The 17586-nt window shown below is 45.8% G+C and carries 14 protein-coding genes; 10 read left to right on the top strand and 4 right to left on the bottom strand.

Annotated elements, in window-relative coordinates; all coding sequences use genetic code 11:
• Nucleotides 1-157: 157 nt before the first annotated feature.
• The gene (locus QZW82_RS11805; RefSeq protein WP_293148252.1) at nt 158-469 is read right to left on the bottom strand and encodes a DUF2973 domain-containing protein; all 312 of its coding nucleotides are present in this window, start codon (nt 467-469) and stop codon (nt 158-160) included.
• A 158-nt stretch (nt 470-627) separates the two neighbouring features.
• Nucleotides 628-957, bottom strand: coding sequence for a DUF2605 domain-containing protein (locus QZW82_RS11800; RefSeq protein WP_293148249.1), 330 nt, complete (start codon nt 955-957; stop codon nt 628-630).
• An 851-nt stretch (nt 958-1808) separates the two neighbouring features.
• On the opposite strand from QZW82_RS11800, the gene thrS reads away from it, so the two are divergent.
• The 10 genes from thrS to QZW82_RS11750 all read left to right on the top strand — a co-directional run bounded on the left by thrS (nt 1809) and on the right by QZW82_RS11750 (nt 13417).
• Nucleotides 1809-3617 carry a threonine--tRNA ligase gene (gene thrS / locus QZW82_RS11795; RefSeq protein WP_293148247.1) on the top strand — a complete coding sequence of 603 codons (1809 nt, stop codon included), beginning with the start codon at nt 1809-1811 and terminating at the stop codon, nt 3615-3617.
• Nucleotides 3618-3868: 251 nt separating this feature from the next.
• Nucleotides 3869-4663, top strand: a complete 795-nt coding sequence (locus QZW82_RS11790) for a DUF4058 family protein (RefSeq protein WP_293148246.1) — start codon at nt 3869-3871, stop codon at nt 4661-4663.
• Nucleotides 4664-4729: 66 nt separating this feature from the next.
• On the top strand, nt 4730-5053 hold the full coding sequence (locus QZW82_RS11785) for a hypothetical protein (protein ID WP_293148244.1): 324 nt from the start codon (nt 4730-4732) through the stop codon (nt 5051-5053).
• Nucleotides 5054-5602: 549 nt separating this feature from the next.
• The gene (locus QZW82_RS11780; RefSeq protein WP_293148242.1) at nt 5603-8713 is read left to right on the top strand and encodes a tetratricopeptide repeat protein; all 3111 of its coding nucleotides are present in this window, start codon (nt 5603-5605) and stop codon (nt 8711-8713) included.
• Between the two features lie 259 nt (nt 8714-8972).
• Nucleotides 8973-9191: a DUF3285 domain-containing protein gene (locus tag QZW82_RS11775; protein WP_293148240.1), complete on the top strand. Its 219-nt coding sequence runs from the start codon at nt 8973-8975 to the stop codon at nt 9189-9191.
• A gap of 207 nt (nt 9192-9398) precedes the next feature.
• Nucleotides 9399-9923 carry an rRNA maturation RNase YbeY gene (gene ybeY / locus QZW82_RS11770; RefSeq protein WP_293148238.1) on the top strand — a complete coding sequence of 175 codons (525 nt, stop codon included), beginning with the start codon at nt 9399-9401 and terminating at the stop codon, nt 9921-9923.
• A gap of 161 nt (nt 9924-10084) precedes the next feature.
• Nucleotides 10085-10594: a diacylglycerol kinase family protein gene (locus QZW82_RS11765; protein ID WP_293148236.1), complete on the top strand. Its 510-nt coding sequence runs from the start codon at nt 10085-10087 to the stop codon at nt 10592-10594.
• Between the two features lie 179 nt (nt 10595-10773).
• A complete protein-coding gene (locus QZW82_RS11760) occupies nt 10774-11361 on the top strand; it encodes an aminodeoxychorismate/anthranilate synthase component II (protein WP_293148234.1) in 588 nt (195 codons plus the stop codon).
• 459 nt (nt 11362-11820) lie between these two features.
• Nucleotides 11821-12603, top strand: coding sequence for an MBL fold metallo-hydrolase (locus tag QZW82_RS11755; protein WP_293148232.1), 783 nt, complete (start codon nt 11821-11823; stop codon nt 12601-12603).
• 169 nt (nt 12604-12772) lie between these two features.
• Nucleotides 12773-13417 (top strand): fasciclin domain-containing protein, encoded by a 645-nt coding sequence (locus tag QZW82_RS11750; protein WP_293148230.1) that lies wholly within the window; start codon nt 12773-12775, stop codon nt 13415-13417.
• Nucleotides 13418-13730: 313 nt separating this feature from the next.
• Here the strand turns inward: QZW82_RS11750 and QZW82_RS11745 are convergent, their stop codons facing one another.
• Both QZW82_RS11745 and QZW82_RS11740 read right to left on the bottom strand, forming a co-directional pair.
• Complete coding sequence (locus QZW82_RS11745) at nt 13731-16274, bottom strand: CHASE4 domain-containing protein (protein ID WP_293148228.1); 2544 nt, start codon at nt 16272-16274, stop codon at nt 13731-13733.
• A gap of 481 nt (nt 16275-16755) precedes the next feature.
• The gene (locus tag QZW82_RS11740; RefSeq protein ID WP_293148226.1) at nt 16756-17307 is read right to left on the bottom strand and encodes a hypothetical protein; all 552 of its coding nucleotides are present in this window, start codon (nt 17305-17307) and stop codon (nt 16756-16758) included.
• Nucleotides 17308-17586 lie beyond the last annotated feature (279 nt).

The raw sequence follows: 17586 nt of genomic DNA, 5'->3' as shown, positions 1-17586 counted from the left end.
CGATGACAAAACAGGAGCGATCGACAGTCAGTTGAGATCGATCCCTTTTAAGTATCTCTCAAAACTAACTACAAATTGGCCGTTAGCGAGAAACTAACGGCCAATTATTTTTTTAGGGCGATCGCCCGTAAGTATAAATGCTGCGAACGCGATCGAATCAGGCTAGTTCGCCGCCTTCGTCACTGCCGCCGGGAGATGATTTGTAAAGAGCATCTAATTGTTCGCGCGCGTCTTGGACAGTCAGCGAACGCATAACTAATAGGGGTTCGTTGACAATATTTCCGTATTCGTCTAACAGTTCTGGATGGGGTACGGCTTGAGAGCGAGGATAGGATGCGTAGCGATTATTTGCCCTGAATTGTTGGGGGCGCTGGGACTCCATACCTACGGTGACTAGACTGCGGATTAAGTTACTGACGGCCAAAAAGGCAAGAACGGTGAAAGCTAAAATATAAAGCAGGTGTAACATTATTTTCTCCTCCGGGCTCTGATAGCCACACAGCAATTTACAAAAGTGTTTCAGCAAGTAATTACTTATTAACTGGAAATCTGTTTGAGCTTGTCAAGTGGACGCGACATTTCCCAAGGTTGGGAATTTGACTGCGGGTTGAACTTGAACTTGCCTTTTTATTTTCCAGGGCGAGCTGACTGCTCTTTCCGAAAGCGCGCCGATACTTGCCAGCATTCGGCGAGCAGTCTATGCCACGGCATGAGTGCTGCGGTTTCAATTGCAACTTGCCCTCCGGTTGCTTGAAATAGAGCTTTAGCAGCCACTAATTCTTGCTGAGCCTGTTTGACTCGTGCCAGCAAGTCGGATTGATCGTCGCCGCTCAGAAAATGAATTTCCTCAGTTTCTAAGAGAGTAGCCGATCGCTCGAACCAGTATTTAAAATCCTCTAACAGCGGTTCCAGTAGGGATTTGAGCAATTCTGATTCTGGCAAATTGGAATTAAGCATGGATTAAAATTGGGTTATTTATTTATTCTAACCTTAAACGCGCTTTACAAATTGTAACATATTTTTAACAAAAATTCAATAATTTCACAAAAATTAGCAGGTGAGTGTCAAGAAATTTAACAGTGTCAGCAGTTATTTTTGAGTAAAAATCGGCAAATTATGTCAAATTAGTTGGCGATCGGGTAATTAGAAACCGAGTTTTTTCAGGCAATATCTTGTTACAGCCGACAGATTCGGTAAAAAACCAGGTTTCTTGGCTTCGCAGTGCCTCCCGAAGTCAACTTGTCACCATCAGCGCCATTGCTGTAATTTCCAGGAGTGTCCGCAGCCGGAAATCGGCGGTTGCCGTCCCAATCTGAGTAAGATAGAAGCAACTACAACAAAATTAATTGCTTATTTAGCCGATGTCTAGCTCAGAATCCGTCAGGAACTCAGAGGCTCAAGCCACTGAGCTTGTAAGAAATTGCAAGCTGTTCTGACCAGACCCCTCCTAGGAGGAGACGTTATTTAGGTCACGACACCGGCGAATGCGACGCCAGTTTTCCGCTCTGTCATCTGCGATTAAACAGTTTTAAAGTCACTGAAACAGTGTCGCAGGTCTAACAAGCCTTTATAACCAGGTCGAGGCGAACATTACCCCGGAAGGGAGGCTCCATCAGGAGCAAACATTATGCGTACAGGGTTGCAACATTTGAGATGGTAATTGTCCCATCGAAAGTACATTACAAAAGTACACCGGACTCTTGCAACTCCAAGGCGGTAATGGAAAGATTCAAGGCGATTGAAATCGCCTGGTCGTTTTCCTCTCAGGTCTTTCATACTCTGAGTTTCCCACTTACCGTATTGTTTTTATGAACGCTCCAGAAGAGTCCGTTAAGATAGAGTTGCCCCGCACGAGTGAGTCGGAACAACTAAAAAAAATTCGCCACACAACATCTCACGTTATGGCGATGGCGGTACAGAAATTATTTCCCAAGGCCCAAGTCACAATCGGCCCTTGGATTGAAAATGGTTTTTATTACGATTTTGATTGCCCGGAACCTTTTACTGAAAAGGATCTCAAGGCAATTAAAAAAGAAATGATCAAAATCATCAACCGCAAATTGCCTGTAATTCGCGAAGAAGTCAGCCGCGAGGAAGCGGAAAGGCGCATCAAGGAGATTAACGAACCTTACAAATTAGAAATTTTGGCAGGTTTGATCGAACCGATTACTCTTTACCATTTGGGTGACGAATGGTGGGATTTGTGCGCTGGGCCCCATTTGGATAATACCAGTGAGTTGAATCCAAAGGCGATCGAGCTAGAGAGTCTCGCCGGCGCATATTGGCGCGGCGACGAAACCAAAGCTCAATTGCAGCGGATTTACGGCACAGCTTGGGAAACTCCCGAACAATTGGAAGCCTACAAACACCGCAAAGAAGAAGCCCTAAGGCGAGATCACCGCAAATTAGGCAAAGAATTAGGCTTGTTTATCTTCGCCGATCCAGTTGGGCCAGGTTTGCCTTTGTGGACACCCAAAGGCACTATTTTGAGAAGTATTTTAGAAGACTTCTTGAAACAAGAACAAATCAAGCGCGGCTATTTGCAAGTAGTGACACCGCACATCGCCAGAGTCGATTTGTTCAAAATCTCAGGACATTGGCAGAAATACAAAGAAGATATGTTTCCGCTAATGGCAGAAGATGCAGAAGCGGCAGCCAACGAACAAGGTTTTGTAATGAAACCAATGAATTGTCCGTTTCACATTCAAATTTACAAAAGCGAACTGCGTTCCTATCGGGAATTGCCGATGCGCTTAGCAGAATTCGGCACAGTTTACCGCTACGAACAATCGGGAGAATTGGGCGGTTTAACCAGAGTGCGCGGCTTTACAGTGGATGATTCCCACTTGTTTGTAACGCCTGAACAATTGGATGCTGAATTCTTGAGTGTGGTGGATTTAATTCTGTCAGTATTCAAGAGTTTGCAACTGAAAAACTTTAAAGCGCGTTTGAGTTTCCGCGATCCAGAAAACTTAGAGAAATACATCGGTTCCGATGAAGCTTGGGAAAAAGCGCAAGGTGCCATCCGTCGCGCGGTGGAAACTTTGGGAATGAATTATTTTGAGGGAATTGGGGAAGCGGCTTTTTACGGGCCGAAACTCGATTTTATTTTCCAAGATGTGTTGGATAGAGAATGGCAATTGGGAACTGTTCAGGTAGATTACAATTTGCCAGAACGTTTTGATTTGCAATACGTCTCTGAAGACGGCAGCCGCCAGCGTCCGGTAATGATTCACCGCGCTCCTTTTGGTTCTTTGGAGCGTTTAATTGGGATTTTGATCGAACAGTACGCAGGGGATTTCCCGATATGGTTAGCTCCGATTCAGGTGCGGTTGTTGCCTGTCAGCGAGGAGTTTTTGCCGTTTGCTAAGGAAGTGGAAGCGAGGATGAAGGCGCTGAATATTCGCGCGGAAGTTGAGAGTAGCGAACGTTTGGGTAAGTTAATTCGCAATGCTGAGAAGGATAAAATTCCGGTGATGTGTGTTGTGGGTGCTAAGGAGGTTGAGGCGAATAGTTTGAATATTCGGACTCGGGCTTCTGGGGAGTTGGGCGCGATTGCGGTTGATGAGGCGATCGCAAGGTTGCAAGCTGCTATTAGTAGTTACGGGGATTTTTAAGCGAAATATTGTATCTGCTTGAACAGTAACAATCAAATTAGGTTCGATCGTTCGGACTTCAGTCCTTCTTTATTACAAACTTTTAAGCAGGACTGAAGTCCTCACTACAAACCGCGATCGAGACGCCCGTTACACATTTTTCAGAAGTGGCGAGACGCCCATTCCACAATTAACGCAGATGATAGTTTGATATTGTCTGCGTTTTTTTAATATGTTTGCTAAAATGATAGTAATCAATGGGAGGTACGATTATGCCTAATCCATTTCCGGGGATGAATCCCTATTTAGAAAGTCCTGACTTTTGGCGGGCTGTTCACAATCGCTTGATAGTGGCGATCGCAGATTTTTTGACTCCGCAACTGCTACCGAAGTATTTAGTGGACATTGAACAAAGAATTTATCAAATCAGCGGGGAAGATGCTTTATTAGTCGGTATTCCCGATGTGGCGGTGCAGCGATCGCCAATTCAAGCAACTTCTAGCACTGGAAATGTCGCTGTTATGGCATCGCCTGTGACGGCTTTGAGAGTGAGAGTGCCTACAACGGTGGAAGTTAGAGAAAGTTATTTGCAGGTAATCGAACAGGAAACTCGGAAAGTAGTTACAGTAATAGAAGTGCTTTCACCGACAAACAAGCGCGGTAAAGGGCGCGAGATGTATGAGGAAAAGCGGTATAAAGTGTTCGCAGGGCGATCGCACTTAGTGGAAATTGACTTGCTGCGAATTTACGAACCTCTGCCTGTTTTTGGGGAAAATATTGACGGAAATTACCGGATTTTGGTGAGTCGGGCAGATTGTCGCCCCACGGCTGACTTGTATTTGTTTAATCTACCAGATGTGATTCCGGCTTTTGCGCTGCCTTTGCGGGGAGGCGATGTAGAACCAGTTGTGGATTTACAGGCGTTGTTGAATACAGTGTACGATCGCGCCGCCTATGACATTACCCTCGATTATAAGGCTGAGTTAGTCCCTGCGCTTGCCGAACCCGATGCAGTTTGGGCTGATTCTCTGTTGCGGGAGACGGGAGTCAGGGGAGAGGGTGGTTGAAGGGCGATCGCACAGATATTAGTCGTACAGATATAATTAAATCACCCAGAGTGGCGAGAAAAAGTAATGACAGATATTCAAATTAGCGTAGAAGGACAAGATGCAGTTGCGGCTACCGAGGAATTCTTTGCGATTTCTGGGTTGTCGGGAAATTGGGAAACAGCCGGAGATGATGAAAAAGAGGGAATTCTCGTAACTATTGGCGCTATTGTAGGTATTGTTGGCGGAACTGTGGCGATCGCAGAACAAATTCGGAAGTGGTATCAAGAATATAAAAAAGGCAAGTCTGGTAAAAAGATTGAGAAAGTTTTGCTGGTTGGGCGGCGCGGGCGGCGGTTGCTGTTGGAAAATGCGACGATCGACCAAATTAAGCAAATCCTAGACGAATAGACAGTTGTCAGTTGTCAGCGTTGTAGGGTGTGTCGCCACGAAAAATCTCTAAATGAAATAGACAATCTCAAAGCGACGCACCTTGCAAAATAGTTATCGCAATTAAACAAATTCTCGATGAATAGACAGTTGTCAGTTGTCAGTTGTCAGCGTTGTAGGGTGTGTCGCCACGAAAAATCTCTAAATGAAATAGACAATCTCAAAGCGACGCACCTTGCAAAATAGTTATCGCATATACGCATCGATCGCAGGCGACACACCTACACATACTATCCTTTCAGGTGCGTCGATCGCTTGATGGTCGATCGAATGCAAGGGATTTATCGCAGGCGACACACCCTACAAATATCAGCGGGCGGGCGCGGAGCACCGCCCTACTTGCATAAATGATTTAGACGCACGATAAATCAGCAAAATATCCGGAAACGAGAAAAACCAGAAGGAAGTCATCTTTAATCTGATTCAAAATATTTTATTTAGCTAGATGTTAAAGCTTCTGGTCGGCTGTCGGGAAAAGCATCACCCGTTAACCTTATACAACTCCCAACTATGAAAATCCTACACCTCGACCTCAAAACTATTCAAGGTGATTATGTCGAATTTCGCTATTTTTTAGACAATCCTAATAATTATCAATCGCGGCGGCTGTCTCTGACCGAAATTGCGGATTTAATTAATCTTGTCGAACAAGATTATTATGTGGCTTTACCAAAAAGCTATCCTGTTACTGGAAAATGCTTGTTTGACTGGCTTGATGGCACAGATCGCCTGTTTTCTCAAAAACTCCAAGAGTTGGCGGGGGAAAGCGTGATTTTAGCGATTGCTGCGACAGAAAAACTCGCTCATTTGCCTTGGGAAGTGCTGCACGATGGCATCAATTTTTTAGTAGACAAACCTCAGCCGATTGTGCCGATTCGCTGGGTGTCTTCGGATAGCATTAAAAAATTGTCCGTTGATGAGACAAAGCCCGAAAATAGAGCGCTCAATCTCTTGTTTATGGCAGCTTCCCCCGCTGAGGCAAAACCTGTGCTGGATTTTGAGAAGGAAGAAGGATTGATTCTGAAAGCAACGGCGCGGCAACCTTTGGCGTTAATAGTTGAAGAAAGTGGCTGTTTGACAGAATTGAGATATTTAATTGACGATCGGGAAAAAGGATATTTTGATATTTTTCATTTGACTGGTCATGCTACAATTAATGAAAGCGGTGAGCCGCGTTTTTATACGGAAACAGAGACTGGTGAAATTCATCTAGCCAGCGGTCAAGATATTGCTAAATCTTTCAATTTTCGGATTCCTAAATTACTATTTCTGTCGGGTTGTCGCACGGGACAACGCGGCGAAGCTGGATCGGTTCCTTGTTTGGCTGAAGAGTTGCTGAGTTTCGGGGCTAAGGCGGTTTTGGGTTGGGGGCAAAAGGTTTTAAATGGGGATGCAACGGCTGCTGCTGAGGCGCTGTATTCTCGTTTGGCGGCGGGCGATGAATTGACGGAGGCTTTGGCTCAAACTTATCAAGCTTTGATTGCAAATAAGGCGCGGGATTGGCATTTACTCAGGCTTTATGTGGCAGGAACTTTGCCCGGAAACTTGGTGACAACTTTGCGGACTCGCGGGCGCAAAGCCGCACCGAAACCAACTGTTTCCGCACAGTTTTTGGATGCTTCCGGGCAGCAGGTGAAAGTCCCAACTCGCGAAGCTTTTGTCGGACGGCGGCGGCAGATCCAATCTTGTTTGAAGGCATTGAAATTGCCTTCGGATAAAGTAGGGGTTTTGATTCACGGGATGGGGGGTTTGGGTAAGAGTAGTTTGGCGTCGAGGTTGTGCGATCGATTGACGGAATTTGAAAAGATTGTATTGGTGGGGAAGGTTGATGAAGCGCGTTTGCTGAGTAAGTTGGGCGACAAGTTGTCGAAGTTCCAGCGAGATGATTTGCAGCGAGATGATGAGGAGTTGAAATATCGCTTGCGAGACCTTTTCTGGGGTTTAGATGAGGGGGATTTGCAGCCGTTTTTGTTGGTTTTGGATGATTTTGAAACTCATCTAGAATCGCGATCAAATAGTGGCTGTGTGTTGCAGCCGGAAATGGCAAGGATTTTAGATGCTTTGGTTTGGGCAATTAACGAAACTAATGCGCCTCACCGTTTGGTGATAACTTGCCGTTACGATTTTGATTCGCCACTGTTGCGGGATTTTTACAAGCAGGGTTTGGATGGTTTTAAGGACGCAGATTTGCAGAAAAAATGCAGTTGGCTTGCGGCTTTTGCGCCCAAATCTTCGGTGGATGGGAAGTTGCAATCGCAAGCGAAAAAATTGGCGGATGGAAATCCTCGGTTGTTGGAACGGCTGAATTTGGTGTTGCTAGCCGAAAAGCTGGATCTAAGTACGATTTTGCCACGGATGCAGGAGACAACTGCGGAGTTTCGAGAAGATATTTTGAATGAGGAATTGTTGAAGCAGCTATCGCCGGAATTGACAAAGATGCTGGAGTTGGCATTAGTTTATCAGTTGCCGGTACCGAGGGAAGCTATCGCGGCTGTTTGTACGAGTATTGTTGAGATTGAGAAAATCTTACATCGGGCAATAGCTTTGGGTTTGCTAGAAGTTAGTCCAGATTTGTCGCTGCGAGTACCCCGGATTTTGTCGCTGAATTTGCCGGAGGATAGCGAAGGTTTGCACGCCGCAGAAGCTGCTGAAATTTTGTATCGTCTCTGGTGGCAGGAAGGGGAATATTCTACGGAGGAAAAGGGGTTAGAAATTTATCGATTGGCGATGCTGGGAAAGGTGGAAAAGATTGCTGTTAAAATTGTTGATTTTTTAACGAATCGGTGGAATAATCAAAGTCGATTCAAGGAATCTGTGAAAACTTGTGAGCAGACTTTAGCAGTTTTTCCAGATTATCGAATTTTTAATAGTTTGGCTAATTCTGAGGCTGTATTGGGTAACACGGATGCAGCAAAAAAGTATTACCAACAAGCATTAGATGAGTGTCCGCCAGAAGACGAAAGAGTAAAGGCAGCCATTATTCACAATCTAGCAATAATTTATGCCGATCAAGGGAAAGTAACCCGGGCGATCGCACTTTATAAAGAATCTCTCGAACTTAACGAAAAAATTGGCAATCTTCCAGGGAAAGCATCTACTTTGCACTGTCTTGCAATAGTTTATGCCAATCGAGGGGAAGTAGATGAGGCGATCGCACTTTATCAACAATCTCTCGAACTTTACGAGAAAATTGGCCATCTTCAAGGGAAAGCTGCTAGTTTGCACCAACTAGCAGGAATTTATGCCAAGCAAGGGGACATAACCCGGGCGATCGCACTTTATCAGCAATCTGTGGAACTTTACGAAAAAATTGGCGATGTTCAAGGGAAAGCTGCTAGTTTCAACCAACTAGCAGGAATTTATTATTTCAAGCAAGGGGACGTAACCCGAGCGCTCGCACTTTATCAAAAATCTCTGGAACTTTACGAAAAAATTGGCGATGTTCGAGGGAAAGCCGCTAGTTTTGCAATGTTAGGACAATTGTTAGCATCGCAGGGAATTATTGAGGAAGCCTTGAATTATTTCCAGCAATCTTTGGATATTTTTCAGCATTTGCATTCTCCCGAAGCGGAGACAGTGAAGAGAATTATTGCTATAGTTCAGCAGATGGCTGATGGGTGAAGTAGGGATTTATCGCGAGACCCGAAAAACCGCCAGGGGTTCAAACCCCTGCCGGAATGTGGGAAAGCGGAAAAGCCCGAATGTGGAAAAGCTCGAATGTGGAAAAGCGCGTTAAGTTTCGCCCGATTCTCTGCCGCCCGAAACCAGTCTCAAGCCATCCGAAACCTCAAAAATCCTACACAAAACGTTACAAATTTGTTAACATCGTGGCGAGTCTGTCCTCCGCAGCCTCTGGTGTTAACCTTCTAAAATAACCGCTATGACTCAACCTCCCTCGCCAACAACCTCCGAAGAGTCCGCCCCCGAAACTCCGATCGCCCCCACAAACAATGCACCTCCACCGAGTTATGTCAAGCTAGCGATGCGGAATATGGTTCGCAAGCGGGCGACTTCTCTGTTTCATTTTGCTTTGACTGCTGCTGGACTTTTGGGCGTACTCGTCGGTTTGGCTTTTCTCGATCGCTATTTCAATTCTTAGAATATCGGTTGAAACCGCCTCTCTACACACACTCACCCACTAGAAAGCGGGTTAAATACCGGGGGGTTCGATCCGATCGTGCGATCGACCCATTGCAATCTTCAGCAGATTATTGTAATCTTCCTGCTAAAAGCAAAAAGTCGATTAGCCCGCCCAATTTTCACTTATCAAAAGATTCAATACATCCCTTGACAAAAGAACCGAAAAATGCTAATTGAGGTGAACGTCGAAGACTGTTATGGCATCGCCGACGCTGACAACCTCCCGGAGAATCAACCCAGCGGGGAGATTGCCGCCCAAACCTGGGAAAATTGGTTTAGCGTTTGGCTAGAAAACCAGCAAGCAGATGTGCCAGAGGCCCCCGGCTACGAAGTCAGTCTGCGTTTAACCGCCGATGCCGATATCCAAGCCCTCAACGCCCAGTACCGCCAGCAAGATCGATCGACCGATGTACTAGCTTTCGCAGCTTTAGAGGTAGACTGTCCTCAGCTAGAAGAAATGCAGTCATCGGAACCTCTATACTTGGGTGATATCATCATCTCGATCGACACAGCGCAGCGACAAGCCCAGCAGCAGGGACATCCCCTAAAGACTGAACTAGCTTGGCTGGCATCCCACGGTTTTTTACATCTTTTGGGCTGGGATCACCCGGATGAAGAGAGTCTGACTCAAATGCTCGATCGACAAGAAACACTGCTGCGCGCGATCGGACTTGAGATCCAAACAGCATAACTGACGTTGATGGTGACTCAACCAATCATGTCAAGCCCAACATAATTTCCTGAAATCATACCAAAACTTTACTAAAAACTTGGGAAAGTTAACTAGACTTAGTGAAGGAAATTTTCAAAGTCTAGCTTTCGTTAATCTCTGTAACTTAAAGTTGGTTGTTTATGACACTAGATCAACCGTCAATTACATCAAACATCCCACCGTTTGCGATCGTGCCTTCAGATTCTGCCATGCCTACAGTCCACGAACCTAAAAAAGCCTTGAAATACAAGCGAGAGCTTTCCTGGAAAATCGCATCTAGTTTAGCTACGAGTTTTCGGTATGCTTGGGGTGGGCTAACCTATGCTTTTGAAACTCAGCGCAATTTTCGGATTCACACTGTTATAGGAACTTTAGCGATCGGACTCGGACTATTTTTGCACCTCAAACCTGTAGAAATATCAGTGATCGGCGTCACAATTGGTATAGTTTTAGCAATGGAATTGTTGAACACGGCGATCGAATCAGTGGTAGACTTAACCGTCGGGCAATCTTACCACGAACTCGCCAAAATTGCCAAAGACTGCGCTGCCGGAGCCGTTCTGGTATCGGCAATGGCTGCGGCGATTGTCGCTGGTGCACTGCTGCTTCCTCCGTTGTGGGTAGTTGTTCAAATTGCGATCGTCCGTTAGTAGCTTATTCCGCAGGCAAATCTTAGGTTTTAGATGACCAATTTGAGATTTTTGGTTTTATTCCTACATATTGCAGCTATTTTAATCTTGGGCATCTATCTAAAATCTTCCTACTATTGCATTCCGGCAGCGAGTCAATCTAAAATCACAAATCTAAAACCTAGAATCCCACTTAACCCGTGATTATAGTCATCGATAACTACGACAGTTTTACATACAATTTGGTACAGTATTTAGGAGAACTCGGTGCTGATTTGCCAGTAGCAAAAGAAGTCCAAGTCTACCGCAACGACCAAATTTCCTTATCAGACATTCGCCGATTGCAGCCCGCAGCAGTAGTGATTTCTCCAGGCCCGGGACGGCCGGAAGATGCGGGAATTTCTCTGAAATTGATCGAAGAATTGGGGCCGACTCTACCAATTTTAGGCGTGTGTCTCGGACATCAAAGTATCGGTCAAGTATTCGGCGGCAAGATTGTTTCCGCACCAGTATTAATGCACGGCAAAACTTCTCAGGTAGAACACGCAGGAGTCGGAGTTTTTGTAGGTGTAGAATCGCCGATGCTGGCGACTCGCTATCACAGTTTGGTAATTGAAAAAGAGAGTTGTCCAGAAGTTTTGGAAATTACGGCTTGGGTGGAAGATGGCACGATTATGGGCGTGCGGCACCGGGAATATCCACACATTGAAGGCGTACAGTTTCACCCGGAAAGTATTTTGACTACTTCGGGAAAGCAATTATTGCGGAATTTTTTGGAACGGCTTTAGTTGAATTTCTATGAAATTGTAGGATGCGCTCTTAAGCTGTTGTGGCATTTAGGTGTTGCTGATTTGATGTAGGAAAATTCTTTTCTATTATACTGAAACCTCTGTAAAGACGTAACAATGCTACGTCTCTACATTCCAATTCATACCTGAATTCAGCAATGCCGACTATTCATTGCTCCAATCCTCTTCTTTCTAGGTAGAGGTCGCTGTTAACTGTTAACTGTCAACTGTCAACTGTCAACTGTCAACTGTCAACTGTCAACTGTCAACTGTCAACTGTCAACTGTCAACTGTCAACTGTCAACTAAGAGGGCAGGCCCGCACCATCCACTGCCCCTACAACATATCAACTGTCAACTGTCAACTGAATGAAGGTAAGACTCGATCGCACATTTCGCACCTGGCGGCATTTTGTGATATAACAACAAACGACCAACACCCGATAACCGCAACCACAAGATGAAACGGCGACAATTAATACGTTACGCACAGACGGGTTTGCTAGCAGCTTTAGCGACTGGTTTGCCATCTGGATGGGAAAGCTATCAAGCTCAAACTGCTGGTTCTTTGTCGGTTCAGTGGTTGGGGCACACTTGCTTCTTGTTTGCCGGTGGCGGTGCGAGGGTGCTGGTGAATCCTTTTCGCCCCCTGGGCTGTACGGCAGGCTATCGTTCTCCTAAAGTCCCCACAGATTTGATTCTGATTAGCAGCAGATTGCTTGATGAAGGGGCGGTAGACGGATTTTCGGGCAATCCCGGCCTTTTGTACGAACCGGGCACTTATAGGTCTAACGGGCTCAGGATTCAAGGCATTCGCACGCAAAAAGACCGTGAGGGAGGAAGGCGGTTTGGGGTGAATGTGGCTTGGCTCTGGCAGCAAGCCGGTGTTAAGATTTTACACTTGGGCGGAGTTGCTGGCCCGATCGGCATTGAAGAACAAATCTTAATCGGGCGGCCGGATATTTTGCTAATTCCCGTGGGCGGAGGGCCGAAAGCTTATACTCCGGCGGAAGCGAAGCAAACGGTGCAACTTCTCAAACCGAAAATGGTAATTCCCACGCATTTCAAAACCCAAGCCGCCGATGCTGCTGCGTGCGATTTAGTATCGCTAGATGAATTCTTGGGCCTAATGGATGGTACATCGATACGCCGATCGAATAACGACACGATTTCGGTCAAATCTTCTGACTTACCGCAAACAGGTTCGGTGATTGAGGTTTTGAGTTACAGATTTAGCGGTTGAGCCTCTTTTTCCCTGAGCTTGCGCTATAGTAAGGAAGTTTTGGTCGATCGACAATCCCAGCTCATTTTATCTCTACCGAGTGCCTTTCCCAACCTTACCTTTTGCGGAAATTTGGCTAACATAACAATTCACGTTCACTGTTTTATTGTCATAAGGAAAAGCAAGCGTAATGAAAAATCAAAATTTACCTACCTGGATGAAACAACTCACAGGTTTCGCAGGAGTAATCGGCGCTAGCGCGTTGATTGGTTTCCCCGCTTGGGCTCACATCAACTCCAGCACAACTGTTAGCAATACAACACCAACTCAACAAGTTGCAGGAAATGTGAAAATAGCTGCTTCACCAGCACCAACAGCCTCACCGAAATCAACCACTTCACCAGCACCAACAGCCGCTACGAAGGATATTGTCGCTATTGCATCTGGCGACGCTCAATTTAAGACATTGACTAAGGCTTTAACAGCCGCAGGTTTAGTTACAACTCTCCAAGGCAAAGGCCCTTTCACTGTTTTTGCACCGACAGACGCGGCATTTGCTACTTTGGGCAAAGCAACTGTGGATGATTTGCTCAAACCAGCAAATAAAGCCAAACTTGCCAAGATTTTAACTTACCACGTTGTTTCTGGTTCAGTTTTATCTACCAGCCTCAAATCCGGCGATGTTAAAACCGTGGAAGGCGGCTCGCTGAAGGTGGTAGTTGCCGCAGGCAAAGTTACTGTTAGCGGCGCTAATGTTGTGAAAGCTGATATCAAAGCTAGCAACGGCGTTATTCACGTAATTGACAAAGTTTTGATGCCCCCTGATGCGAAGTAGGACGAGCATTTTGGGCATCAAATGATGTTAAATTAGGTACGTTGTTTGGCTTCAGCCCTCTTTATCTATACGTCTAAGAGGGTGTTTGAAAACTCCTTTCGTTGGTATCAAAAGACCCGATTCTCCTAACCACCTTTCCAACGGAGAACCAGAATCCAACTCAAAGTCCCCCTTGGAAAGCGGGATGCGAGGGGAATCTGGTATTAAAAGGGTACAACTTTTGACGTTTCAAACACCCTATAAAGAGGGCTCGCATCCCAACAACGTACCTTTATTTATTAATGTGACACTAACCCAAACGTATTGGGACAGATTACAATAGTGTCGGCAACATGAGAGTAAAAGTTGACCCCTTGCCTAACTCGCTATTAACAGTAATTTCTCCCCCCAGCATCTCAGAGTATTTCTGCGCTATAGCCAAACCCAAACCCGTACCTCCGTACTTGCGGGTAGTCGAAGCATCAGCTTGCGTAAAAGGTTGAAATAACTTTTCTAGCTGTTCCGGAGTCATCCCAATTCCCGTATCAGTACAATTAAAAATTAACTCTTCAACATCCCAACTATTCTCGTCATTTTGATTTTTTTTAACGCTGAGTGTAACAATCCCTTGCTGAGTAAACTTCGCTGCATTGCTGAGCAAATTAAATAAAATTTGAGTTAACTTAGTTTTATCGGAATGCAATTGGCCAATATTAGGATCGCATTCAACATTCAGGCGATTGTTGTTTCGGAAAAATAACGGCTCAACAGTTTTTACTACATCTTTAATTGTCTCGAATACGTCAAAAGTTTCTAATTCAAGTTCCCCGTGACCTGCTTCAATCTTCGACAAATCCAGAATATCATTAATCAATCCCAGTAAATGGTTGCCTGCATTGTGAATTCTTTCCAAATCCGACACAAAGTCTTCTTCGCCAATATCTAAAGCATCTTCTTGCAGAATCTCGCTGTAACCGATAATCGCATTCAGAGGAGTTCGCAGTTCGTGGCTCATGTTAGCCAAAAACTGACTTTTAGCCAAATTAGCTGCTTCTGCTGCTTCTTTTGCCTTATAAAGTTCTGCCTCGGCTTGCAAGCGGTCGGTTACGTCGTGAGCCAGCACTAATTCAGCATTTCTGCTGTCAAATATCAGGGTATAAGAAGTAACTTCTACATCAATAATTGTGCCGTTTTTTGTCTGGTGCTGCCACACACCCCCAAAATCAATTCCGGCATCTACTTGGGATATATTTTCTAGCAATCTGGACAGTTCTTGGCGCGGACGAATATCCGCAACGGTCATGTGGAGAAATTCGTCGCGAGTGTACCCGTAGTGCTCGACAGCAGCTTGATTGACGGCTATAAATTCCAGAGTTTCTAAGTCGTAAACCCACATCGGATGGGGGTTGTTTTTAAACAAAAGTCTGTAGCGTTCTTCGGAGGCTCGGAGTTCGGCTTCGGCTTGCTTGCGCTCGGTAATGTCGCGGACAACAGTGCAAATAATCTCGCGGCCGCCGTAGGAAATCAGGCTGGCGCTTACTTCCACGTCCATGCAGGAACCGTCTCGGCGGCGGTAGAGAACTTCGCCAATTCTGAGTTGTTTCTCTCTTAGCAGGAACAGGATATTTCGGTCAACTAGGTCTTTGGAATAGGCGACGATATCGTAAACACTCAGTTGCGAAATCGCATCAAGACTGTAATCGAGCAAGTTTCTAAAGGCTGTATTGGCTTCTAAAATGCGTTTGGTTTGAGCGTCCCACAGGAAAATGCAGTCTGTAGCTTGCTCGACAACGGCTCGGTAGCGGGCTTTTTCCTCAAGTTGTTCGCTTTCGGCGCTGGCGATCGTCCCGAGCATTCCATTGATAGTATGGGCAAGGTCGGCCAACTCGTCTGCGCCCGTGACCGGCAGTCGCACCGAGAGGTCTTGGCTGCTGCTGACGCGGTTAACTGCTTTCGCCAAACTGCTCAACCGAGACAGCACCAAATGCTCAATCAGCAGCAGAGTGCAGCCGATAAATCCTATTCCCGCTAACCCCACAGACACCAGCAGGTACATTAAACTGATTTGACCTTGGCGGTAGATTTCTCTGGGCATATCCACCCGTAGAAGTAGCGCCGGTCGATCGTAAATATCCTGGATCAAAGCATAACCCGCCATCAAATCTTCGCTGACAGAACGCACGAAAATCGTTTTTTTCCCCGACAGTTTCTGCCGTGCTTTCACAAAATCAGCGGGTAAATCACGCTCATCAATGCTGTGTACAATCAATGGCAAGCGAGTAATTTTAGAAAGCTTCTCAATGCCCGCAGCATCCAAATTGCGCCCGAATACCAGCGTGCCCCGAATCGGGCCGGTGCTTTTTGTAGTGAGAATTGGCCGGGAACTAATCAGTATCGGCCCTGAGGGCAGCAGCAGGATACCAGCGAGGCTACTTTTGGGATTGGGGTGCTGCAACAGCGGGTCGTTGAGAGAAATATGCTCTTTTAATGCTTCTGGAACAGGCGTTAGTTTCATCTTGTCGCTGTCTAAACCCGTACCGTAAACTATTTTGCCAGAAGTATTGACAAATATGGCTAGATGAACTCTCAAATTATTCAGCCCTTCTGGAACTAAATTCGAGGCAATGAATTCTGAGTTGCGGTTTTGGATAAAAGTGTAGGTGTCATCCCAGGCAGACCAGTCAGCAAAGCGCGAGTTGAAGTCATCTGCGGTTTGCCCGAACACGCTGAGCACTCCCTTGACAACCTGTGTGGCTTCTTGTTCCTCTGCTTTGACAAGGCTGCCCAAAAGGATGCTGGAGGAGGCTGCATAGAGAATGCCAGTCAGTCCAGCGATGGTAATGCCAACTATTGATAGTGTTTTCCGACGCAGTTTCATCTTGCCGAGTGTGTGATGTCAGTCTGAAATTCTCAACTCAGGAGCAATTTTACTGCTGTTTCCTGAATCCTGGCTGCTGGCGCTGCACCAGTCTGCCGGGAGGGAGTTTTGTAGGGCGCCCCGTAGCCTCACATTTTCTCGGATATTTCCAGTTTCTTGTGTGACGCACTCTACTGCTGCCTTGTTAAGGAGTATACAGCGAACATCCGCTAACTTCAGGCATAGGGATGAGACCTGGTTTTTTGTTACACAAGATCTTGACCAAACTGGAAAATCCCCTCAAAAATTAGGTTGGGTTGAGGCACTCCTACCGAACAAATAGGTTTTTGTTTCGCTTTGCTATACCCAAGAAACCAAGAAAATCGCGCAGGTACTGGTTATACCAGTTTCAGAAATGAATGCAACTGTAGGGAAACTCCAAACTCTTATGCAGTAAATCATTCCCAATTATTTAATCCCCAATCGAAAATCGAAAATGGTATTAGTTTCCCCACACCTGCTGTTTGTGAGCTTCCTTGCAAATACCCAAAATGCGCCGATCGTTGTTGCTGACGGCGGAAATAGGGTGATACTGTTGCAGGTTTACGGAGTAGGGAGAGCGACTGCCGTCGTAAGTGTCCACTACTGTTAAATTTAACTGAGTTCGCTCCGCACTGCCGTAAAAACAGTAAAAAGCAGACCGAGGCAGGTAAAAAGCGCCGACTACTTTACTCTGTCGCATTTCAAATACAAAATATTCTTTTTTAATTCGATCGGGCTGGCTGGACTGGCCGTAGAGGTAAATACCGTCTGCTAAACCTGTGCTAGCGGTATCTGGCGCAGCATTTGGGAGGGATTGCGAGGTCAAAATGCCGGATTTGATGTCCGATTGCTGTGCCTCGCCTAGGGGAAATTCGATGCTGAAGTTACCGGGCGAGAGAGCAAGGGCGATCGCCTCTAAAGTGCTTGTTAATACGATCGAATAAGTCAAAACCACTTGCTTGCCCCAAAATTTCCCATAGCTGCTGCGCTGCCCTTCTTGTACCTGTTTCAAACAGATCTTACAGAAACCGGGTATTTAGCTTAATCCTGAATATTAACTTGAATTTTAGATCGCCCGCCCGGTTCCTAAATTCAAATCTCAGATTAGTTTTGATAAATTGCGATCGCCCATCAAGTGCGATCGACATCTTAAATATAGCGCTTTTCAAATCTTTCGAGGTACTCGTCAGCCTACCAATTACCCATTGCTATCTGTACCTGACTCAGAGGGTTAGTAGTGCGGACTTCAGTCCGCTTTCTAGCTGCGGACTGAAGTCCGCACTACGAACAT

The organism is Microcoleus sp. bin48.metabat.b7b8b9.023 (genome assembly GCF_013299185.1).
Classification (GTDB): domain Bacteria; phylum Cyanobacteriota; class Cyanobacteriia; order Cyanobacteriales; family Microcoleaceae; genus Microcoleus.
The sequence above is the reverse complement of the archived record's forward strand: the minus strand, read 5'-3'. Positions and strand labels throughout refer to the sequence as shown.

Bases quoted from the DNA above. Each gene is read 5' to 3' on its own strand.
- thrS (WP_293148247.1), top strand. From the start codon at position 1,809: ATGAACGCTCCAGAAGAGTCCGTTAAGATAGAGTTGCCCCGCACGAGT.
- ybeY (WP_293148238.1), top strand. From the start codon at position 9,399: ATGCTAATTGAGGTGAACGTCGAAGACTGTTATGGCATCGCCGACGCT.
- QZW82_RS11755 (WP_293148232.1), top strand. From the start codon at position 11,821: ATGAAACGGCGACAATTAATACGTTACGCACAGACGGGTTTGCTAGCA.
- QZW82_RS11800 (WP_293148249.1), bottom strand. From the start codon at position 957: ATGCTTAATTCCAATTTGCCAGAATCAGAATTGCTCAAATCCCTACTG.
- QZW82_RS11775 (WP_293148240.1), top strand. From the start codon at position 8,973: ATGACTCAACCTCCCTCGCCAACAACCTCCGAAGAGTCCGCCCCCGAA.
- QZW82_RS11805 (WP_293148252.1), bottom strand. From the start codon at position 469: ATGTTACACCTGCTTTATATTTTAGCTTTCACCGTTCTTGCCTTTTTG.
- QZW82_RS11790 (WP_293148246.1), top strand. From the start codon at position 3,869: ATGCCTAATCCATTTCCGGGGATGAATCCCTATTTAGAAAGTCCTGAC.
- QZW82_RS11765 (WP_293148236.1), top strand. From the start codon at position 10,085: ATGACACTAGATCAACCGTCAATTACATCAAACATCCCACCGTTTGCG.
- QZW82_RS11780 (WP_293148242.1), top strand. From the start codon at position 5,603: ATGAAAATCCTACACCTCGACCTCAAAACTATTCAAGGTGATTATGTC.
- QZW82_RS11750 (WP_293148230.1), top strand. From the start codon at position 12,773: ATGAAAAATCAAAATTTACCTACCTGGATGAAACAACTCACAGGTTTC.
- QZW82_RS11745 (WP_293148228.1), bottom strand. From the start codon at position 16,274: ATGAAACTGCGTCGGAAAACACTATCAATAGTTGGCATTACCATCGCT.
- QZW82_RS11785 (WP_293148244.1), top strand. From the start codon at position 4,730: ATGACAGATATTCAAATTAGCGTAGAAGGACAAGATGCAGTTGCGGCT.